Below are 17928 nucleotides of genomic sequence, written 5' to 3' on the forward strand. Positions count from 1 at the left end.
GTGCAATCAAATTGAAAAACCGTTATGTTGAAAAACACACTTAAATACATTGCATTTATAATTTTAATATCAATGATAAGCTGCGCCAAAAGAGGCAGCATTACCGGCGGTTTAAAAGATACACTTGCTCCTGTTTTGGTTTCGAGTTATCCCGAAAACTACAGTACAAATTTCAAAGGAAACACTATTACTCTGAATTTTGACGAATATATCAAACTGAAAAACACCAATAAACAATTAATCATTTCTCCTCCGTTTAAAAATGAGCCATTAATCACGCCCCAGAGTGTTAGTAAATTTATAAAGATAGAAATTCGAGACACTTTGCAACCAAACACTACTTACAGTTTAAATTTCGGGCAAGCAATTCAAGACAATAATGAAGGAAATGCTTTAAATCAGTTCAAATACATTTTCTCAACAGGATCGCATATTGATTCACTTAAATTGAACGGAAGAATTAAAGATGCTTACGGAAAATATGTTGACAATTTTGTTTCGGTAATGCTATACGAAGTAAATGATAAATTTAAAGATTCTACCATTTACAAAGAATTTCCACGCTATATTACCAACACTTTGGACAGTATGCGAACTTTTCAGTTTGAAAATTTAAAAGAAGGAAAATATCTTTTGGTCGCTTTAAAAGACAAAGGATCAAACAATAAATTTAATCCGAAAGATGACAAAATCGGTTTCTTGAAGAACTATATCACAGTTCCGTCAGATACTGTTTACGAATTACAATTATTTAAAGAAACGCTTCCCCTAAAAGCTTTCAAACCTATCCAAGCTTCTGGAAACCGTTTATTTCTTCCGTATGAAGGGAAACAAAATTTCAAGAATTCAAAACCAAAAATTACGCTAAAAAATGGCAATGAAGTTTTAGAAACTATTGTCACACAATTTCCTAAAAAAGATTCACTTCAAGTTTGGTACAAACCTGTTAAAGCCGATTCGCTATCAATGGAAGTTGAAAAAGGAAATTACAAGAAAAGATTTTCTTTTAAAATTAAAGCTTTGAAAAAAGACACTTTAAATATCAAAGCGTTACAAAATGGACAACTTAATTTTAGAGAACGATTTACATTGGAAAGCGAAACTCCATTGGTAAAATTTGATAAATCTAAAATCAGATTGGTAAACAAAGATTCTGTTGCTGTTCCTTACACCACAGAATACGACGAATTTGACCAGAAACTCTATATAGATTTTAAGAAAGAACCTTTGGACAAGTATAATTTCACTTTCTTTCCAGGTGCTTTGACCGATTTCTACGAAAAAACAAACGATACTTTATCGTATAAACTTGCTACTAAAGAATATGCCGATTACGGAAACATTATTTTGAATCTTAAAAATGTAAAACGTTTTCCTATCATTGTTGAACTGACTAACAAAAAAGGAGATGTTGTTTTGGCAGAAGGATATTCTGAAGGCGAAACTACATTAGAATTCAATTTACTTCAACCAGATGTTTTCACGGTTCGTGTTATTTATGATGATAACAAAAATAAACAATACGACACTGGTAGTTTCTTAGAAAAAAAATACGCCGAAGAGGTTTTTTACAACCAGGAAGAATTTGATGTCCGCGCCAATTGGGATCGGAACGAAACTATTGACCTGAGTATCCCTTTTAATCCAGAAGTTGAGAAAAAACAGGACGATAAAAAGAGAAAAGACGCAGAAAAAAAACGAAAAGCTTTCTAAAACTTGATTTCGAACTGATCTCTATCGCTTAAAAAGTCTAATTTTTTACGCGTCTCATACATGGTGTTTTTGTCCAATTCTACGACAAAGACACCATTTTTTTCTTGTGGCTCTAAAATATAATTGCCTAAGAAATCTATTGCTTGCGAATGGCCTATATGTTCATAATTGTGAGCATCCCTCCCTATTCTATTTACTCCAATTACATACGAAAGATTTTCTATTGCTCGAGCTTTTAGCAAAGCATCCCAAGCATTGGTACGCACTTTTGGCCAATTGGCCACATACAAAATCAGGTCGTAATTTTCTACATTTCGAACAAAAACCGGAAATCTCAAATCGTAACAAACCTGAAGGCATATTTTCCAATCCAGATAATCTACAATTACCTTTTGGTTTCCGCGAGTATACACCTTGTCTTCGCCCGCCAGAGAAAAAGAATGTCTTTTATCGTAATATTGAATTTCGCCTGACGGAAATACAAAAATCATACGATTGTAATATTTTCCATTTTCGGCAATAACTACGCTTCCTGTAATTGCGGTATTTTTTTGCTTTGCTTTAAACTTCATCCATCCAATTGTTTCGCCTTGCATAGTTTCGGCAACTTCAGCGGCATTCATTGTAAATCCAGTCGAAAACATTTCTGGAAGCACAATCAGATTTACTTCCGACTCAATTTCATTAATTTTTGAATCGAAGTTTTCTCTGTTTTTACTGGCATTCTGCCAAAAAAGATCGGTTTGGATTAAAGCAATTTTCATTTTTATATTGGTATAAAAGTCAAAAACAGTTTCAAATTAGATTACAACTAAGTTTGGAACAGCTTTTTTATAAGGCTGCAGTTTTTCGTGAGTTGGCTCTACTTCTGTAATTACATAATTCACTTCAGATAAATTGGCAATTTTCATTTTAAGAACCGTATTCAGCTTTTCAGTAATGGTTAAAACCGCCGTTTTTCTAGAAGCATTAATCATGGCTTTTTTCACCTGAACCGTTTCCCAATCAGAATCAGAATAACCGCCATCTACATCAAGAGCATTTGTTCCTAAAACCAAAAGATCTGCTTTTATGCTGGCTAATTGCTGAAAAGCTTCTCCGCTTATACACATCTGGCTGTAAGAAGAAATGCTTCCGCCAATCATGATAGTTTTGATATTGGGTTTATCCAAAAGCTGAACAGCCGTTAAAGCAGTAATAGTAAAAACAGTCAGATTAAGATCATTCGGAATTAATCGGATGAATTCACGAATAGTTGTTCCTCCGTCAACAATTAAAACCATTCCGTCATGAAGAAGATCGACTGCTTTTTGCGCAATAACTTGTTTTGCTTCTACAGCATAAGTCTGATTCAACGAAGAATAGTGATATCCTTTAGTCATCGCACCGCCTTTTACTTTAATTATAAGAGCTTCGGCATCAAGTTCATTAATATCACGACGAACAGTATCCTCGGAAACACCAAGTTTAGCCGAAAGAGTTTCAAAACTAACACGTGTGTGCAGGTTAATCTCTTTTAGGATATGATTTTTACGTTCTTCTTTGCTGTAATTTAAAACTTCATTTTCAGTGCTCATGCCAATTATTTTTTTCTACTTACAAAAATAAGAATTTAAATGTAGCCTAAGAAGTGGTTAAACCTGAAAAAAGATTTTCTAGGCTTATTATGCTTGTTAAGAGAAAGAATTAAAGAAAAAATAGCAACTAAGCTTATTAAAATAAAAAAACGCATCCAAATTAATGAATGCGTTTTTTCAAATATACTAAATTGTGTATTATCCTTTCAAGCTTGCTGCTAAATACTCACGGTTCATACGCGCGATATTTTCAAGTGAAATTCCTTTTGGACATTCGATTTCACAAGCTCCTGTATTTGTACAGTTACCGAAACCTTCTAAATCCATTTGGTGAACCATGTTTAATACACGGTCAGTAGCTTCAACTTTACCTTGTGGCAATAATGCATATTGAGAAACTTTTGCAGAAACGAATAACATTGCTGAAGAGTTTTTACATGTTGCAACACAAGCTCCACAACCAATACAAGCTGCCGCGTCGAATGACTTATCTGCATCTGCTTTTGGAATTGGAATAGTATTCGCATCGATTGTGTTTCCTGAAGTATTTACAGAAATAAATCCTCCAGCGTGCTGAATTCTATCAAAAGAACTTCTGTCAACCACTAAGTCTTTAATTACAGGGAAAGCTTTTGCTCTAAATGGCTCGATAAAAATCGTATCGCCATCTTTAAACATACGCATGTGCAATTGACAAGTTGTAACACCTCTGTCTGGTCCGTGTGCTTCACCGTTGATGAACAAAGAACACATTCCGCAGATTCCTTCACGACAATCGTGGTCAAATGCTACAGGCTCTTCTCCTTTGTTGATTAAACCTTCGTTAAGAACGTCTAACATTTCAAGGAAAGACATGTCTGGTTCGATTCCATCGATAGGATATTCTACAATCCCTCCTTTATCTTGAGCGTTTTTTTGACGCCATATTTTTAATGTAAGTTTCATACCTTTTTCGTTTGAAAGTCATAAAGTCGAAAGTCGAAAGTCGCTTGGCACATTTTGCCTTTTGACTTTAAGACTTTGGGCTTTCGACCAAATTCTTATTTATAACTTCTTTGAACTAATTTAATGTTTTCGTAATTAAGAGGTTCTTTGTGTAACACTGCATCACTTGGTTTTCCTTTATATTCCCAAGCTGCAACGTATGCAAAGTTTTCGTCGTCACGAAGTGCTTCTCCTTCTTCTGTTTGGTATTCCTCACGGAAGTGACCTCCACAAGATTCGTTACGGTGTAAAGCATCTTTTGCGAACAATTCTCCTAATTCTAAGAAATCGGCAACACGAGTCGCTTTTTCCAATTCCTGATTAAATTCGTAAGCGCTTCCAGGAACTTTTACATCTCTATAAAACTCTTCACGCAAAGCAGCAATTTCTTCGATAGCCTCAGTTAAACCTTTAGCATTACGAGCCATACCCACTTTGTTCCACATGATTTTTCCAAGTTTTTTGTGGAAATAATCTACAGAATGTTTACCGTTGTTGTTGATAAATTTGTTGATTTGATCTACAACTGCTTTTTCAGCTTCAACGAATTCTGGCAAGTCTGTAGAAATTGGTCCCATTTTAATATCTGGAGCTAAATAATCTCCGATTGTATATGGTAATACGAAATATCCATCAGCTAAACCTTGCATTAATGCAGAAGCTCCAAGTCTGTTTGCTCCGTGATCAGAGAAGTTAGATTCTCCAATTGAGAAACATCCAGGAATTGTAGTCATTAAGTTATAATCAACCCAAGTTCCACCCATTGTGTAGTGAACCGCTGGGTAAATCATCATTGGCGTTACATAAGGATCTTCGTCAACAATCTTCAAGTACATTTGGAATAAGTTTCCGTATTTACTTTTCACGATATCAGTTCCTAATTTAGTAACTAAAGCTTTATCATTTTCATTCAATCCTTTTACGTGAGCAGCTTCTTTTCCGTAACGCTCAATAGCAGCGGCGAAATCTAAATAAACTGCTTCTCCAGTTTTGTTAACTCCAAAACCAGCATCACATCTTTCTTTAGCCGCACGAGATGCAACGTCACGAGGAACTAAGTTACCAAAAGCAGGATATCTTCTTTCCAAGAAATAATCTCTTTCGTCTTCAGATAAATCAATTGCTTTTTTCTTTCCTTCACGGATAGCCTGAGCATCTTCTAATTTTTTAGGCACCCAAATACGACCGTCATTACGTAAAGATTCAGACATCAAAGTCAATTTAGACTGGTGATCTCCAGAAACCGGAATACATGTTGGGTGAATTTGCGTGTAGCAAGGATTTGCGAAAAATGCTCCTTTTTTATGAATTTTCCAAGCTGCTGTTGCGTTACTTCCCATAGCATTAGTTGAAAGGAAAAATACGTTTCCGTATCCTCCAGAACCAATTACTACCGCATGAGCAGAATGTCTTTCAATTTCTCCAGTGATTAAGTTACGAGCGATAATACCTCTCGCTTTTCCATCAACGATTACAATGTCAAGCATTTCGTGACGGTTGTACATTTTAATTTTTCCACGACCAATCTGACGGTTCATTGCAGAATAAGCTCCTAACAATAATTGTTGTCCAGTTTGCCCTTGCGCATAAAATGTACGAGAAACCAAAGTTCCTCCAAAAGAACGGTTATCTAAAAGTCCGCCATATTCACGAGCCAATGGCACCCCTTGAGCCACACATTGGTCAATAATGTTAGCAGAAACTTCAGCCAAACGATAAACGTTTGCCTCACGTGCACGGTAGTCACCTCCTTTTACTGTATCGTAAAACAATCTGTAAACTGAGTCACCGTCACCTTTATAGTTTTTTGCTGCGTTGATACCTCCTTGTGCAGCAATAGAGTGTGCACGACGTGGAGAATCTTGGAAGCAGAATGCTTTTACGTTATATCCTAACTCAGCCAAAGTAGCCGCAGCCGAACCTCCAGCCAAACCTGTACCCACAACGATAATATCAAGATTACGTTTGTTGGCAGGGTTTACTAAATTAATATGATCTTTATAATTTGTCCATTTGTCCGCAATAGGACCATTTGGAATTTTTGAATCTAATGCCATTATAATTTTATATTAATTATTGAAATGATGAAATAAAGCGATAATTACGAAAAGAGCTGGAACTACAACCGCAAACCAGTAACCTACTTTCGCCAAAAATCTAGAGTATTTGTTGTGCATCCCTACAGATTGAAGAGAAGATGCAAATCCGTGCCATAAGTGGAATCCTAAAAGGATAAATGACACACAGTACAATGCCGTACGGATTGGGTCGTGAAATTTGTGAACTAACTCACCATAATACCTTGTAGCATCTGGAGCTGTACCTGCAATATATTTGTAGGTAACTTCAGGAAACCAGAAATCATAAAAGTGCAATCCTAAGAAAGCCAAAATAACCAATCCAGAAATAATCATATTTCTAGAACTCCAAGAAGCATTTGCTGCTCCGTTGTATTTTGCGTATGCAATTGGTCGTGCTGCGCTGTTTTGAGCCGTAAGAATAAATCCCATTACGAAGTGGAAAATTACCCCGAATGCCAAAATTGGCTGCATTACATACTGAATCAGCGGATTGTATCCCATAAAGTGAGAAGCTTCGTTGAAAACGTCTTCACTAATAATAGAGATAAAATTTAAGGAAACATGCAGCGCTAAAAACGTGATTAAGAATATTCCCGAAAGAGCCATAGCTACTTTCTTTAAAATGGAAGCATTCAATAGTGCAGATTGTGCCATAAGTGTTAAGTAGTTTGTTTTAAAAAATTAGACAAAAATAATTCAATTACAAAAGAACTACAACCATTTCGCTGTTATTTATAATGATTTTAAAATAGCTATTTTCTAAGTACTTTTACGTACAGAAACGAAGCTGATAAAAAATAATTCACTATAGAAAACTTCAAAACACTGTTTTTTAAGTCTTGAAAGAAAATTGCACACTAAGCAGGTTACCAAAAATTTATCATATTGTTATTTTATTTAAAGTTTTAATTTATTTTCTTCAAAAGTGCCAATCGGCAGAAATTTTGTCTAAGTAAAAAATTGCCATTCCACAACATAGTTTTACCTTTAGCGCCTCAAAAAAATAATAATGAAAACAGGAATTGATGCTATTTCGTTTGATGTAGCAAACATACATCTACCCATAAAAACTTTGGCTGTTGCCAGAAATATTGAACCCGAAAAATTAGAAAAAGGACTTGGATTACTAAAAATGACTTTCCCAGACGTTCATCAGGACGCGGTTGTTTTTGGCGCAAATGCTTTAACCAAGCTTATCATTGACAATAAAATTGACTTAAAAGAAATCAGCCGAATCTATATTGGTACCGAAAGCGGCATTGACAGTTCTAAACCAATTGCTTCTTATTTAATTAGTTTAATGGAGCAAAAATTTGGCGGAGATTCTTTAGCAGAATGTGACGTAGTTGACTTTACTTTCGCTTGTATTGGCGGAGTTGACGCTATGCAAAACTGTTTGGATTTCGTAAAATTAAATCCAACTAAAAAAGCAATTGTAGTTACTTCTGATTTTGCAAAATACGATTTAAATTCAGGAGGAGAATACACTCAAGGTGCTGGAGCTGTTGCCATGTTAATTACTGCAAACCCAAAAATCATAGCTTTTGACGACAATTGGGCAACAAGTACAAAAGGTGTTTTCGATTTCTTTAAACCATACCGAACCATTTCTAAAGAAGAAATTACAAAAAACACCAATAACGATTCTTGGTTTGACAATTTAGAAGCTGAAATTGAAATCCATAAAGATCAGCCGGTTTTTGACGGACAATATTCAAACCAATGTTATATGGATCGTACGCGAAATGCTTACTTTTCATTCAAAAAATTAAAAAACACTAGTGAGACATTATACAACACTTGGCATAGTATCGTAATGCACTTGCCGTATTCTTTCCAAGGGCGACGAATGCTTTCTGAAATCTATGCGTTAGACAGTGCCGAAAAAATTATTGCCGATGATATTGAGCCTGCAGATTATCAAACCAAAATTAAAGAAGTGGCAAAATCGGATGATTACAAAAGTTTTGTAACTGAGAAATTACAGCCTGCTGAATTGGCTTCTTCTTTAATTGGAAATCTGTATACAGGTTCTATTTTCATGGGATTGTTATCGACTTTAGCTCATTTTTATGACACAAATAAAGAGGTTGCCGGAACTAAATTCGGTTTCTTAGCGTACGGAAGCGGATCGAAATCAAAAGTTTTTGAAGGAACAATTCAGCCAGAATGGAAATCGGCTTTAGAAAACGTAAAACTTTTTGAAAATTTAGCTGAAAGCGTAGAGATTGATTTCAACACTTATGAAAGCCTTCATAAAAAAGAACAAAAACAAAGCATAAGAACTCCGAAAAACGAATGGGTTCTTGACCGAATTGAAAAAGAAATTCCTGTTTTGATTGGAGCGAGATATTATAAGTGGATCAATTAAATTTTTAAATTCCAAATTCCAAACAAAAAAACCGAAGCATAAGCTTCGGTTTTTTTGTTTTATTTACACATAGTTTGTCATTTCGACGAAGGAGAAATCTTCACGAGAAGCTCCGTACAGTATGTCGTCAATCTTTATAGAATTACTTACGAAGATTTCTCCTTCGTCGAAATGACAAGATTGAGGAAAAAACTACAATTTTTAAAAAATTCGCTTTACTAACTCAATAGTCCTTCTTCTTCCTTTTTACAAACCAACAACCCCAATCCTAAAACAAAAATCAAACAGCTTAAAACCATCAAAATCCCATTTTTCAAAGCAAAAAAGGAAACTCCCACAGCAACCGCACCAATTATTACCATTAAAGATTTTACAGTTTCAGTTTTTATAAAAGTGAATGCATGAACTGCTAAACCCAGAAAAAGCAAAGACGGACCAACAGCCACAAACGGATAAAAAAGCAATGGCGAATTGCTGATATGCTGACTTAATTCAGCCTTTTCAATTTCGTTATTTCCATAACTTGACATTATAAAATCGATTGTACAAAGTCCGATATGCGCAACGACGCCTAAAGTTGTCAAAACAGAACCCTCTTTATTAATTCTTGTTTTAGGAAATGCATCATTAAAAGACAATAAAAAGCATGCGCCGATTAAATTAAACCAATGGGCAAAATCTACAGATTCGCTTAAACTTGGCAAAAGCTTAGAAAAGAATAAATAACTAATTAGAAAAAATACTAATCCGATAAGGCAACGTTGTTTTGCATTCATAGTTTTAATTCAGTTAAAATTTAAAGTTTCATTTCCATAATAGGCATGAAACGGTTTTTTATTGACGATTCAAATTCTCCAACTTTTACAAATCCCATTTTTGAATAAAATTCTTCAGCGTTGGGTTCTGAATCTAGCGTTATTTTTTCGATTCCAATTTCTTTCATTCGGTTTAAGAAATCTAGAAGCAAATATTTCCCAAATCCTTTTCCGATATATTCAGGCAGGACAAATAAATTATCAAGTTCTACAGTCTTGTCATTTTCAAAAATAAAAGAATAATATCCCATAATTAAATCATTATCAACCAATTTAAAAACGTTATGCTCTCTTATATAATCCTTAGAAATAGTTAGATTTTTATCCCATATCTGAATTTGCTCATCAGAATATCCCCAATAAGCTTTTGACTTTTTGGTTATTGAAGTTAGAATTTCGTTGTCGATTATGTTGGCTTTTTGAATTATCATTAGTTTGAAAAACAAGTTTTTAAGCATCTTTAAAATTTAACCGCAAAGTCCGCAAAGAATTTTCAATCTTAAGTTTCATTGAATAATCGCAAAGTTCGCAAAGCTTTGAACACAAAACTTTGCGAACTTTGCGTAAACCTTGGCGAGCTTTGCAGTTAAACAACATCTCTATTTATAAATCGTAAACTTATTATGACTCAAAGTAAAACCAAGATTTTCATAAATCGCCACGTTTTCTATTCGCTTTTTATTTGTGGTTACTTCGATACTTTTCAGAGCATTTTTCTCAGCAAAATCTAAAATTTCATTTATCAATAATCTTCCAACGCCTTGACCTCGATATTTTTGATGAATAAAAAACTCCTGAATTTCGCCAACCAATCCGCAATGATGTAGGAGATTTTGAGTATGAAAACTAATAAACCCTAAACCTTCTGTTTCGTTTTCTGCGATGAGATAAAGATTTTTGGAGTTTGAAATATTTTCATTGAATATCATTTCGAAAACTTCAAAATCTAAAACCTCATTTTCGAGTTCGCAGATTGCTTTGTAGACAAAATCTAAATCTTGATTTCCTGCTTTTCTGATTTCTACTTGTAAGCTCATAATCTTAACTCATATCGGTCAATTTGATAATCTTGTCATCTAAAAACTGAAAAATCGACTTCCCTTTCATATTTAATCCCTGACCAGCTTTTAATCCGTTTGGAAAATCTACTGCTAGAATAGCATAATAATCAATGTCAATTATTGCTGTAATTTCATCTTGTATGAATGATGTAATAGTTTGTTTTCGTGCTGAGAAATATTCTTTTCCTTTTTCGGCTTGGGCCGAAAATTCTTTTATTCCATTCAAAGTCAGGTTGATTTCGCCATTTTGAATGTTTTCAAAAATAACCGATTCGTCAAAATCAGCAATCATTTTATCAATATCAAATTGATTATATCCTTCGATATAATTTTGAATAATTTTTTCTTTGTTGTTCATAATATTCCTTTCAATGTTTTTATTACCTCTTTTTCGGCTCAATAAGCCATTCAATAGCAATAACTTTTGAACATTTATCTTTCACATCACTTCCCGCCCAATCAATTAAAATTGCGGCACCATCATTTTTTATTTCATTTTTAACAAAATCAAATGTTTTTATAGCTCCAGCAGGACCTTCTCCACTTAAATCAAAAACTATATTTTTTGTTTTCGTAAAAACTGAATATAAAGAAAGTAACTTTTTTTGACTATAACCAAGATTTTTTACTTTGTCATTTTTAGAAATCCCATTTTCTTTAAAGATTTTTGGAACCGAGTCTTCATGCAAATTTGTATTTCTTTTTAAATATTTACTTACTGTTATAGAATTAAAAATACGTTCAAATCTTGTTTCTTTAAAATTCTCTGCAAAAGTTAAGGGATGTAATATCTTTACATTTTCATATTGTGTTTTTCCTGTAAAAATATCTGTTAACTCTGCTTTTATTTCATAAAAATAAGCTGTTCCATATATATGAATGAGAAGTAGTTCTCCTTTTCTAAGCTCAAAAGGCGGTATAATATACTCGCTAGTTTTTATTCCTTTACTTTCTATTAACAGCTCTTTCATTTCTCAAGTCGTTCAAATTTCTGTTTATACTTTTGAACATAATTATTCCATTTTTCTTTAAAGGCTTCATTATTATAAACTAAAGCTGCATAATCTACCGTTTCCTTACTAAAATGATTTCCAAAAATATTCTCTAAATATTCAATTCCTGAATCGATTACTTTTTTTAGAACTTGTAATTTATCAATTCCACTTGCTTTGCAGGCTTTATCAAACCACAATCCTTTCCCTATTTTCACATATTCTACAAGAAGACTTTCTGTAATAAATACAGGCGGAACATCGTTGATGTCTGGTTCATGTTTTCCATTTTTAAAAACCAATAAAATCAGTTCTTCAGAATAATATCCTTCTGGAATTAATCTCAGCGTTGTACCGCTTTCAGCCGCTTTAAAAGAAAGATCTTTTGTAATAAACTCATCAGGAATTACCTGAATTGCAAAACCATCTTTTTCAACCAGTTTTTCGCAAAGTTCTGGCGTAATAAATTCTTCGTTTACATAGGGCAAAGCATGAAATGTATTTTCTAATGCCATTTTGCACAATTCTTTGGTTTTATACTGAGGCGGAACCAGTTTTAGATCTCTATAATTTTCTTTTACCCTTAATTCCCAATAAGCAAAGGTTTTTGGAGCTGGATTGCTTTGCTTTAAAACATATTCACCTCTTGCCAAATCCCGTTCTAATTCTTCAAAAGTTTCGATTAATGGATTATCTAATGACTTCCTGAGTTCGTTAGAAATAATTTCTTCATCTGTTTCATCGTCATATTCGCATTCATTTTTAGGATCAATTTCATCTCTATCATTATAATAAAACAGCTCATTTTTTCTTTCGGCAAATGTCGTATTGTGATCTGTTACAATAAAAACCGGAGCTTCAATTAAACCTGTACAATTAAAATTACCATGATTATAATAGGTCATTACAACTTCTTTAGCAGTGACATTTCCGTTTATTTCTACATACGAACCGCCTAAAAGCAAACTTTTGCAGAAAACATTTCCGCCTATAAAAACATACGGACCATAATCTCCTTCAGCATTAATAATAGAACCGCTAATGAAAGCATTTCCGTCAATTAAAATTCCTTCAATCCTAAATTCATCAATGGTTTTAAAAGGAAGATTAAAAATATTGAGATACCATTTCTTTATTTTGTCCTCATAAATATCCAAATGAAAATTGGAATCAAAAAGCACATCTTTATCTGCTACAAGAAAAAAATCTTCATCGTCCCATTCATCAAAATAATCAAATCCTTCTCGATCAAGTAAAAAGGGATATTTAGATTTTACTTCTTTTATAGTAACTAATTTAAAAGCTGAATTGTGCATTTTTATTCTTATTAAACCAAATTTATCTGGCATTTATTTTATATCAAGATTACACAATTCTAAATTCAAAACCAATTCGATAGTCAGAAAAATTGTATTTTTACTCCACAAAAAAGAACTTGCAACTGCAAACTTGTTTTCTGCATAAACCAAAAAGGTAAAAGAATTTTAAATATCTTTGAATCATGAGCACAGCAATAAAACCAAAACATATCGGTAGAAACATTAGCCGAATTAGAGAACTGAGAGATATGAAGCAGGAAGCGCTTGCTATTGCACTTGGCGTTAGTCAGCAGACCATCTCTATTATTGAAGGAACTGAAAACGTTGATGAAGAAAAACTAAAAAAAATTGCTGAAGTTTTAGGTGTTCCAGCTGATGTAATTAGGAACTTTTCTGAAGAAGCAGTTTTTAATATTATGGGGAATAGTTATGACAATGGGTCTTCATCAATAAATCATAATAATTGTACATTTAATCCGCTTGATAAACTTTTGGAAGTTATTGAAAAGAATGAAAAACTTTATGAAAGATTGGTTGAAGCTGAAAAAGAGAAAGTTGCTCTTTTGGAAAAGTTACTTGATAAGAAATAGAAATTTATTTTTATAAAAGAAAAAACCGAAGTTTTGAAATTTCAAAGCTTCGGTTTTTTTATTAATTTAACTTATAAAGCATATCCTAAATATTTATATTATGGAGCCTGTTTTTTTTTAAGTTCATTCAACCAAAAAATCCATTTTTCTTGAAGAATATGCAAATCTTTCGGAGTCGATTTCATCGAAACTGAACCAAAATTTTCTCCCGTTACAGCTGTTAGCAATCTGTTTGCTCTTCCAGCGACTGTGAATAAATCATCATTTACTATCAATCCATGTCCATAGCCTTTTAAATCTCCACTTTCTATTCTTTCAAGTATCATCAAATCGGCACTGTTTACAAGGCCAACTTCTTTTTTGTCTGTTATTCGATTTATTAATTGTGGAATTATCTTTTCGTAATTAAAAGCTATCCAATATTCAGCATCAAATAAATACCCATATTCCTGATTATTATCGATTTTATCTAAAATAAATTCCATTGAATAATTTTTGATCTTTTCTTTATTGCTTTCATCAAGCCAATTGAATTGATTTTTTTGTTCATCTATTGCATTTTGAAACTTCTTAGAAATCTTTGGATCTTTTGGAAATTTCAAGTTTAAAGCATTAGTCTGCGCAAATGAAATATTGGAGATAAATATTAAAATAAGGAGATTTTTCATTCCGTTGTTAGGTTTAGAATACTATTAGCCAATATACAAAATCGTTTAAAAGATAATTAATTCAAATCTGTATGAAACAAAAATCGTCATCTTTATGGAGTTCCTTGCGAAGATTTCTCCTTTCGTCGAAATGACAAGATTGTGGTTATTTGCAAATTTGAAAAGAAAAAATCTACCTAATCTGCTAAATCTGCGAGAAATAAAACTACCAATCTTTACAGAGTTACTTGTGAAGATTTCTCCTTCGTCGAAATGACAAGATTGGGTAAATACTTTGCGCTTTAGCGACTTTGCGAGATTATTTCATTACAGTTTGAAGAAAAAACTTTGTGCCTTAGCGTCTTCGTGGCAAACCCTAAAACAAATAAGAAAACTTTAATAAAATCAACCATACGCCATTCCTGTAAAATCATTAATTTTGAAATTCGAAGTTCAAAAACGAAATAATTATGAAATATCATCAAATAAACAGCGCTCTTTTTGTAAAAAACCGCAGAAAGTTCATGGCTGAAATGAAACCTAACTCTGTAGCAGTATTCAACTCAAACGACATTTATCCAGTTAGTGCTGACAGTACTTTGCCGTTTGCACAGCACAGAGATATTTTTTACCTGAGCGGTGTAGATCAGGAAGAAAGCGTTTTGCTTTTGTTTCCAGATGCTCCTTACGAGCACCAAAGAGAAATGCTTTTCTTGAGAGAAACCAACGAACATATTGCAGTTTGGGAAGGTGAAAAACTGACTAAAGAACGTGCTTTTCAGGTTTCGGGAATTAGAACGGTTTACTGGTTACAAGATTTTCATAAGGTTTTGAATGAAATGATGACGTACGCAGACACGATGTACATCAATACAAACGAACATTATCGTGCAACTGTTGAGACAGAAACTCGCGAAGCTCGTTTTGTAAAATGGTGGAAAGAGCGTTATCCAGCGCATAATGTTGCAAAAAGCAACCCTATTTTACAAAGATTGCGTTCTGTAAAAGAAAGCGAAGAAATCGATTTGATTCAGCACGCTTGTGATATCACAGAAAAAGGTTTCCGCAGATTATTAGGATTCGTAAAACCAAATGTTACAGAGTACGAAATCGAAGCTGAATTGGCTCACGAATTCATCCGTAACCGTTCTAAAGGTTTTGCTTATACGCCAATTATTGCTTCTGGAAACAATGCAAATGTTTTACATTATATCGAAAACAATCAGCAATGTAAAGACGGAGATTTAATTTTGCTTGACGTTGCTGCAGAATATGCAAATTATTCAAGCGACATGACGAGAACGATTCCTGTTTCGGGACGTTTTACAGATCGTCAGAAAGCGGTTTACAATGCTGTTTTGAGAGTAAAAAACGAAGCTACAAAAATGCTTACGCCAGGAACGCTTTGGAAACAATATCATGTTGAAGTGGGTAAAATCATGACTTCTGAATTACTTGGTTTAGGCTTAATTGACAAAGCTGATGTTCAGAACGAAAATCCAGAATGGCCAGCTTACAAAAAATATTTCATGCACGGAACTTCTCACCATTTGGGACTTGACACGCACGATTACGGATTGCTTCACGAACCAATGAAAGCGAATATGGTTTTCACGGTTGAACCAGGAATTTATATTCCAGCAGAAAAATTCGGAATCCGTTTAGAAGACAATGTTGTGGTTCAGGAAAAAGGAGAACCATTCAACTTAATGAGAAATATTCCTATTGAAGTTGACGAGATTGAAAGCCTGATGAATTCATAAATAAAAAAAGCCCTTAATAAATTTATTAAGGGCTTTTTAATTTTAAAAACGTTTATTATCCGATTTTTGAAATCTGAAGATCCAATTGGAATTTTCCGTCAGCTTCATTTCCGTTAATTAGATCAAAAAGCTCTAAAGCTCTTCTCGCGTTTTTCTCTTCTTCTCTTTGCTCAGCTACATACCACATCATAAAATCTTCTGTAGCATAGTCGTTTTCAGCTCTACATTTTGCGATTACTTTATTGATTGCTTGAGTAACTGCAATTTCGTTTTGCAAAGCAATTTCGAATACTTCTCTAAAAGAAGCAAATTCCTGTTGCACTTCTGGAACAGATGGTGTAATGGCAATACCGCCCATATCTGTAATGAATTTGAAAATTTTCAGAAAATGCTCTCTTTCTTCTTCAGCTTGCTTATACAAATACGATGCTGTATTAGCATAACCATTTCTATCCAACCATGCAGCCATAGCTAAATATTTGTTAGAAGCGTCACTTTCTATTTTTGCCTGTAAATTCAATATATTTTCTACACCTTCAGTTAATGAAGTACGTGTTCTTAGTAAATCTTTCATAACCTTTAATTTTTATACGTGTAAAATTACAAAAATTAAAGCAGGCATCTCTAAGTGCTTGAAAATTTGGATTTAATCTAAGTAAGAATCTAAATAAGTTCAACATTTGCTACGCTACAAAGCATAGAATGTAATGTGAGAGTAAATTTAGTTCCGTTTAACAAATCTCTTAACTGCACTATTTCGCAGATGGTGAGATTTCTGGAAAAATTTCTTTTGGTAGTTTCAATCAGCTGTGCATCTGACTGATCAGATAAGTCGTAAAGCATGTTAAGAATGTCAACGCTATTAACCTTTCTTTGAAAAATCAAAAAATCTTGAATTTTATAACTTGACACTGTATCAATAAAATTGATAATTATACTATTAGTCAAATCACATTGATAACTATATCCTTTTTCGGTTTCAAATAATACTTTGGTCGTTAAATCACTAACTAATGCCATTCTGATAAATATAATAACGGTGCAAAAATATATAATTTAAGGGAATTAAACACGTAATTAAGACTAATTTAAAATAACAAAATGATTTTATGTTTTTAAAAACCACTGAAATACACCAAAAGCTGTAACATTTTAAAACATGATTAGTCTAATTTTGAAAACAAATAACTAAGAAATTATGCAGGCACACGAAATAGACTATCAGATTTTTGGCGAAGAAATGCAATATGTCGAAATAGAACTAGACCCTCAAGAAATTGTAATTGCAGAAGCAGGCAGTTTTATGATGATGGAAAACAACATCCAGATGGAAACTATATTTGGAGACGGTTCTCAACAGCAAGGTTCGGGTTTGTTTGGCAAACTTTTAAGCGCCGGCAAAAGAGTTCTTACTGGCGAAAGCTTATTTATGACAGCATTTTTAAATCAAGGTCATACTAAAAGTAAAGTTTCATTTGCATCGCCTTATCCAGGAAAAATTCTTCCAATTGATTTAACTGAATTTCAAGGTAAATTTATTTGCCAAAAAAGCTCTTTTCTATGCGCTGCAAAAGGCGTTTCTGTAGGAATAGAATTCTCTCAGAAATTAGGACGCGGTTTATTTGGTGGTGAAGGTTTTATCATGCAAAAAATTGAAGGAGACGGAATGGCATTTGTACATTCTGGCGGAACGATGGCTAAAAAAGTATTAGCTCACGGCGAAATCCTAAAAGTAGACACGGGATGTATTATCGGTTTCACCAAAGATGTGGATTATGATATTGAATTTATTGGCGGAATCAAGAATTCTATTTTTGGTGGCGAAGGATTATTTTATGCCACTCTCAAAGGTCCTGGAACCGTTTACATACAATCTTTACCATTCTCAAGATTAGCTGACAGAATCATTGCATCGGCACCAAGATCTGGCGGAAATAGCCGCGATGAAGGAAGTCTTCTAGGCGGACTAGGAAATCTTTTAGATGGTGACAATAGATTTTAATTTAGAATGGCTT

At 33.5% G+C, this 17928-nt stretch carries 19 protein-coding genes; 5 read left to right on the forward strand and 14 right to left on the reverse strand.

What is annotated here, in order from left to right; genetic code table 11:
* Positions 1–24 precede the first annotated feature (24 nt).
* Positions 25–1713 carry an Ig-like domain-containing protein gene (locus tag NU08_RS07980; protein WP_129746615.1) on the forward strand — a complete coding sequence of 563 codons (1689 nt, stop codon included), beginning with the start codon at positions 25–27 and terminating at the stop codon, positions 1711–1713.
* On the opposite strand, the gene NU08_RS07985 is transcribed toward NU08_RS07980, so the two are convergent.
* The 5 genes from NU08_RS07985 to NU08_RS08005 all read right to left on the reverse strand — a co-directional run bounded on the left by NU08_RS07985 (position 1710) and on the right by NU08_RS08005 (position 7009).
* Positions 1710–2477, reverse strand: coding sequence for a nitrilase family protein (locus NU08_RS07985; RefSeq protein WP_129746616.1), 768 nt, complete (start codon positions 2475–2477; stop codon positions 1710–1712). The genes NU08_RS07980 and NU08_RS07985 overlap by 4 nt on opposite strands.
* A 36-nt stretch (positions 2478–2513) precedes the next feature.
* Complete coding sequence (locus NU08_RS07990) at positions 2514–3290, reverse strand: DeoR/GlpR family DNA-binding transcription regulator (protein ID WP_129746617.1); 777 nt, start codon at positions 3288–3290, stop codon at positions 2514–2516.
* A 198-nt stretch (positions 3291–3488) separates the two neighbouring features.
* The gene (locus tag NU08_RS07995; protein ID WP_129746618.1) at positions 3489–4235 is read right to left on the reverse strand and encodes a succinate dehydrogenase/fumarate reductase iron-sulfur subunit; all 747 of its coding nucleotides are present in this window, start codon (positions 4233–4235) and stop codon (positions 3489–3491) included.
* Positions 4236–4330: 95 nt separating this feature from the next.
* Positions 4331–6331 (reverse strand): fumarate reductase/succinate dehydrogenase flavoprotein subunit, encoded by a 2001-nt coding sequence (locus NU08_RS08000; protein WP_129746619.1) that lies wholly within the window; start codon positions 6329–6331, stop codon positions 4331–4333.
* 12 nt (positions 6332–6343) lie between these two features.
* The gene (locus NU08_RS08005) at positions 6344–7009 is read right to left on the reverse strand and encodes a succinate dehydrogenase cytochrome b subunit (protein ID WP_129746620.1); all 666 of its coding nucleotides are present in this window, start codon (positions 7007–7009) and stop codon (positions 6344–6346) included.
* 355 nt (positions 7010–7364) lie between these two features.
* Here NU08_RS08005 and NU08_RS08010 point away from each other — a divergent pair, with 355 nt between their 5' ends.
* A complete protein-coding gene (locus NU08_RS08010) occupies positions 7365–8726 on the forward strand; it encodes a hydroxymethylglutaryl-CoA synthase family protein (protein WP_129746621.1) in 1362 nt (453 codons plus the stop codon).
* A 218-nt stretch (positions 8727–8944) separates the two neighbouring features.
* Here NU08_RS08010 and NU08_RS08015 read toward each other — a convergent pair whose 3' ends face one another.
* The 6 genes from NU08_RS08015 to NU08_RS08040 form a co-directional block, all read right to left on the reverse strand.
* Positions 8945–9502 carry a hypothetical protein gene (locus NU08_RS08015; protein WP_129746622.1) on the reverse strand — a complete coding sequence of 186 codons (558 nt, stop codon included), beginning with the start codon at positions 9500–9502 and terminating at the stop codon, positions 8945–8947.
* Between the two features lie 20 nt (positions 9503–9522).
* Positions 9523–9972, reverse strand: coding sequence for a GNAT family N-acetyltransferase (locus NU08_RS08020; RefSeq protein WP_165352434.1), 450 nt, complete (start codon positions 9970–9972; stop codon positions 9523–9525).
* Between the two features lie 168 nt (positions 9973–10140).
* On the reverse strand, positions 10141–10578 hold the full coding sequence (locus NU08_RS08025) for a GNAT family N-acetyltransferase (RefSeq protein ID WP_129746624.1): 438 nt from the start codon (positions 10576–10578) through the stop codon (positions 10141–10143).
* A 4-nt stretch (positions 10579–10582) separates the two neighbouring features.
* A complete protein-coding gene (locus tag NU08_RS08030) occupies positions 10583–10960 on the reverse strand; it encodes a nuclear transport factor 2 family protein (RefSeq protein ID WP_129746625.1) in 378 nt (125 codons plus the stop codon).
* Positions 10961–10982: 22 nt separating this feature from the next.
* Complete coding sequence (locus tag NU08_RS08035) at positions 10983–11573, reverse strand: hypothetical protein (RefSeq protein WP_129746626.1); 591 nt, start codon at positions 11571–11573, stop codon at positions 10983–10985.
* The gene (locus NU08_RS08040) at positions 11570–12943 is read right to left on the reverse strand and encodes a polymer-forming cytoskeletal protein (protein WP_242502508.1); all 1374 of its coding nucleotides are present in this window, start codon (positions 12941–12943) and stop codon (positions 11570–11572) included. The genes NU08_RS08035 and NU08_RS08040 overlap by 4 nt, the downstream gene beginning before the upstream one ends.
* 152 nt (positions 12944–13095) lie before the next feature.
* On the opposite strand from NU08_RS08040, the gene NU08_RS08045 reads away from it, so the two are divergent.
* A complete protein-coding gene (locus NU08_RS08045; protein WP_066033377.1) occupies positions 13096–13503 on the forward strand; it encodes a helix-turn-helix domain-containing protein in 408 nt (135 codons plus the stop codon).
* 98 nt (positions 13504–13601) lie between these two features.
* On the opposite strand, the gene NU08_RS08050 is transcribed toward NU08_RS08045, so the two are convergent.
* Positions 13602–14171 carry a hypothetical protein gene (locus NU08_RS08050; protein ID WP_129746627.1) on the reverse strand — a complete coding sequence of 190 codons (570 nt, stop codon included), beginning with the start codon at positions 14169–14171 and terminating at the stop codon, positions 13602–13604.
* A 449-nt stretch (positions 14172–14620) separates the two neighbouring features.
* Here NU08_RS08050 and NU08_RS08055 point away from each other — a divergent pair, with 449 nt between their 5' ends.
* Complete coding sequence (locus NU08_RS08055; protein ID WP_129746628.1) at positions 14621–15913, forward strand: aminopeptidase P family protein; 1293 nt, start codon at positions 14621–14623, stop codon at positions 15911–15913.
* A gap of 55 nt (positions 15914–15968) precedes the next feature.
* On the opposite strand, the gene NU08_RS08060 is transcribed toward NU08_RS08055, so the two are convergent.
* Together NU08_RS08060 and NU08_RS08065 are read right to left on the reverse strand one after the other, a co-directional pair.
* Positions 15969–16487, reverse strand: a complete 519-nt coding sequence (locus NU08_RS08060) for a ferritin (RefSeq protein WP_129746629.1) — start codon at positions 16485–16487, stop codon at positions 15969–15971.
* Positions 16488–16576: 89 nt separating this feature from the next.
* On the reverse strand, positions 16577–16933 hold the full coding sequence (locus tag NU08_RS08065) for a hypothetical protein (RefSeq protein WP_129746630.1): 357 nt from the start codon (positions 16931–16933) through the stop codon (positions 16577–16579).
* 178 nt (positions 16934–17111) lie between these two features.
* Here NU08_RS08065 and NU08_RS08070 point away from each other — a divergent pair, with 178 nt between their 5' ends.
* A complete protein-coding gene (locus tag NU08_RS08070; protein WP_129746631.1) occupies positions 17112–17915 on the forward strand; it encodes a TIGR00266 family protein in 804 nt (267 codons plus the stop codon).
* Positions 17916–17928: the final 13 nt, after the last annotated feature.

Origin of the sequence: Flavobacterium anhuiense, assembly GCF_004151235.1 — a bacterium.
Taxonomy (GTDB): Bacteria; Bacteroidota; Bacteroidia; order Flavobacteriales; family Flavobacteriaceae; genus Flavobacterium; species Flavobacterium anhuiense_A.

What these genes read in the sequence shown, in the direction of transcription:
- NU08_RS08055 (WP_129746628.1), top strand. Translation starts at nt 14,621, where the DNA reads ATGAAATATCATCAAATAAACAGCGCTCTTTTTGTAAAAAACCGCAGA.
- NU08_RS07995 (WP_129746618.1), bottom strand. Translation starts at nt 4,235, where the DNA reads ATGAAACTTACATTAAAAATATGGCGTCAAAAAAACGCTCAAGATAAA.
- NU08_RS08015 (WP_129746622.1), bottom strand. Translation starts at nt 9,502, where the DNA reads ATGAATGCAAAACAACGTTGCCTTATCGGATTAGTATTTTTTCTAATT.
- NU08_RS08050 (WP_129746627.1), bottom strand. Translation starts at nt 14,171, where the DNA reads ATGAAAAATCTCCTTATTTTAATATTTATCTCCAATATTTCATTTGCG.
- NU08_RS08020 (WP_165352434.1), bottom strand. Translation starts at nt 9,972, where the DNA reads ATGATAATTCAAAAAGCCAACATAATCGACAACGAAATTCTAACTTCA.
- NU08_RS08040 (WP_242502508.1), bottom strand. Translation starts at nt 12,943, where the DNA reads ATGCCAGATAAATTTGGTTTAATAAGAATAAAAATGCACAATTCAGCT.
- NU08_RS07980 (WP_129746615.1), top strand. Translation starts at nt 25, where the DNA reads ATGTTGAAAAACACACTTAAATACATTGCATTTATAATTTTAATATCA.
- NU08_RS08035 (WP_129746626.1), bottom strand. Translation starts at nt 11,573, where the DNA reads ATGAAAGAGCTGTTAATAGAAAGTAAAGGAATAAAAACTAGCGAGTAT.
- NU08_RS08045 (WP_066033377.1), top strand. Translation starts at nt 13,096, where the DNA reads ATGAGCACAGCAATAAAACCAAAACATATCGGTAGAAACATTAGCCGA.
- NU08_RS07990 (WP_129746617.1), bottom strand. Translation starts at nt 3,290, where the DNA reads ATGAGCACTGAAAATGAAGTTTTAAATTACAGCAAAGAAGAACGTAAA.
- NU08_RS08060 (WP_129746629.1), bottom strand. Translation starts at nt 16,487, where the DNA reads ATGAAAGATTTACTAAGAACACGTACTTCATTAACTGAAGGTGTAGAA.
- NU08_RS08010 (WP_129746621.1), top strand. Translation starts at nt 7,365, where the DNA reads ATGAAAACAGGAATTGATGCTATTTCGTTTGATGTAGCAAACATACAT.
- NU08_RS08000 (WP_129746619.1), bottom strand. Translation starts at nt 6,331, where the DNA reads ATGGCATTAGATTCAAAAATTCCAAATGGTCCTATTGCGGACAAATGG.
- NU08_RS08070 (WP_129746631.1), top strand. Translation starts at nt 17,112, where the DNA reads ATGCAGGCACACGAAATAGACTATCAGATTTTTGGCGAAGAAATGCAA.
- NU08_RS08025 (WP_129746624.1), bottom strand. Translation starts at nt 10,578, where the DNA reads ATGAGCTTACAAGTAGAAATCAGAAAAGCAGGAAATCAAGATTTAGAT.
- NU08_RS08065 (WP_129746630.1), bottom strand. Translation starts at nt 16,933, where the DNA reads ATGGCATTAGTTAGTGATTTAACGACCAAAGTATTATTTGAAACCGAA.
- NU08_RS07985 (WP_129746616.1), bottom strand. Translation starts at nt 2,477, where the DNA reads ATGAAAATTGCTTTAATCCAAACCGATCTTTTTTGGCAGAATGCCAGT.
- NU08_RS08030 (WP_129746625.1), bottom strand. Translation starts at nt 10,960, where the DNA reads ATGAACAACAAAGAAAAAATTATTCAAAATTATATCGAAGGATATAAT.
- NU08_RS08005 (WP_129746620.1), bottom strand. Translation starts at nt 7,009, where the DNA reads ATGGCACAATCTGCACTATTGAATGCTTCCATTTTAAAGAAAGTAGCT.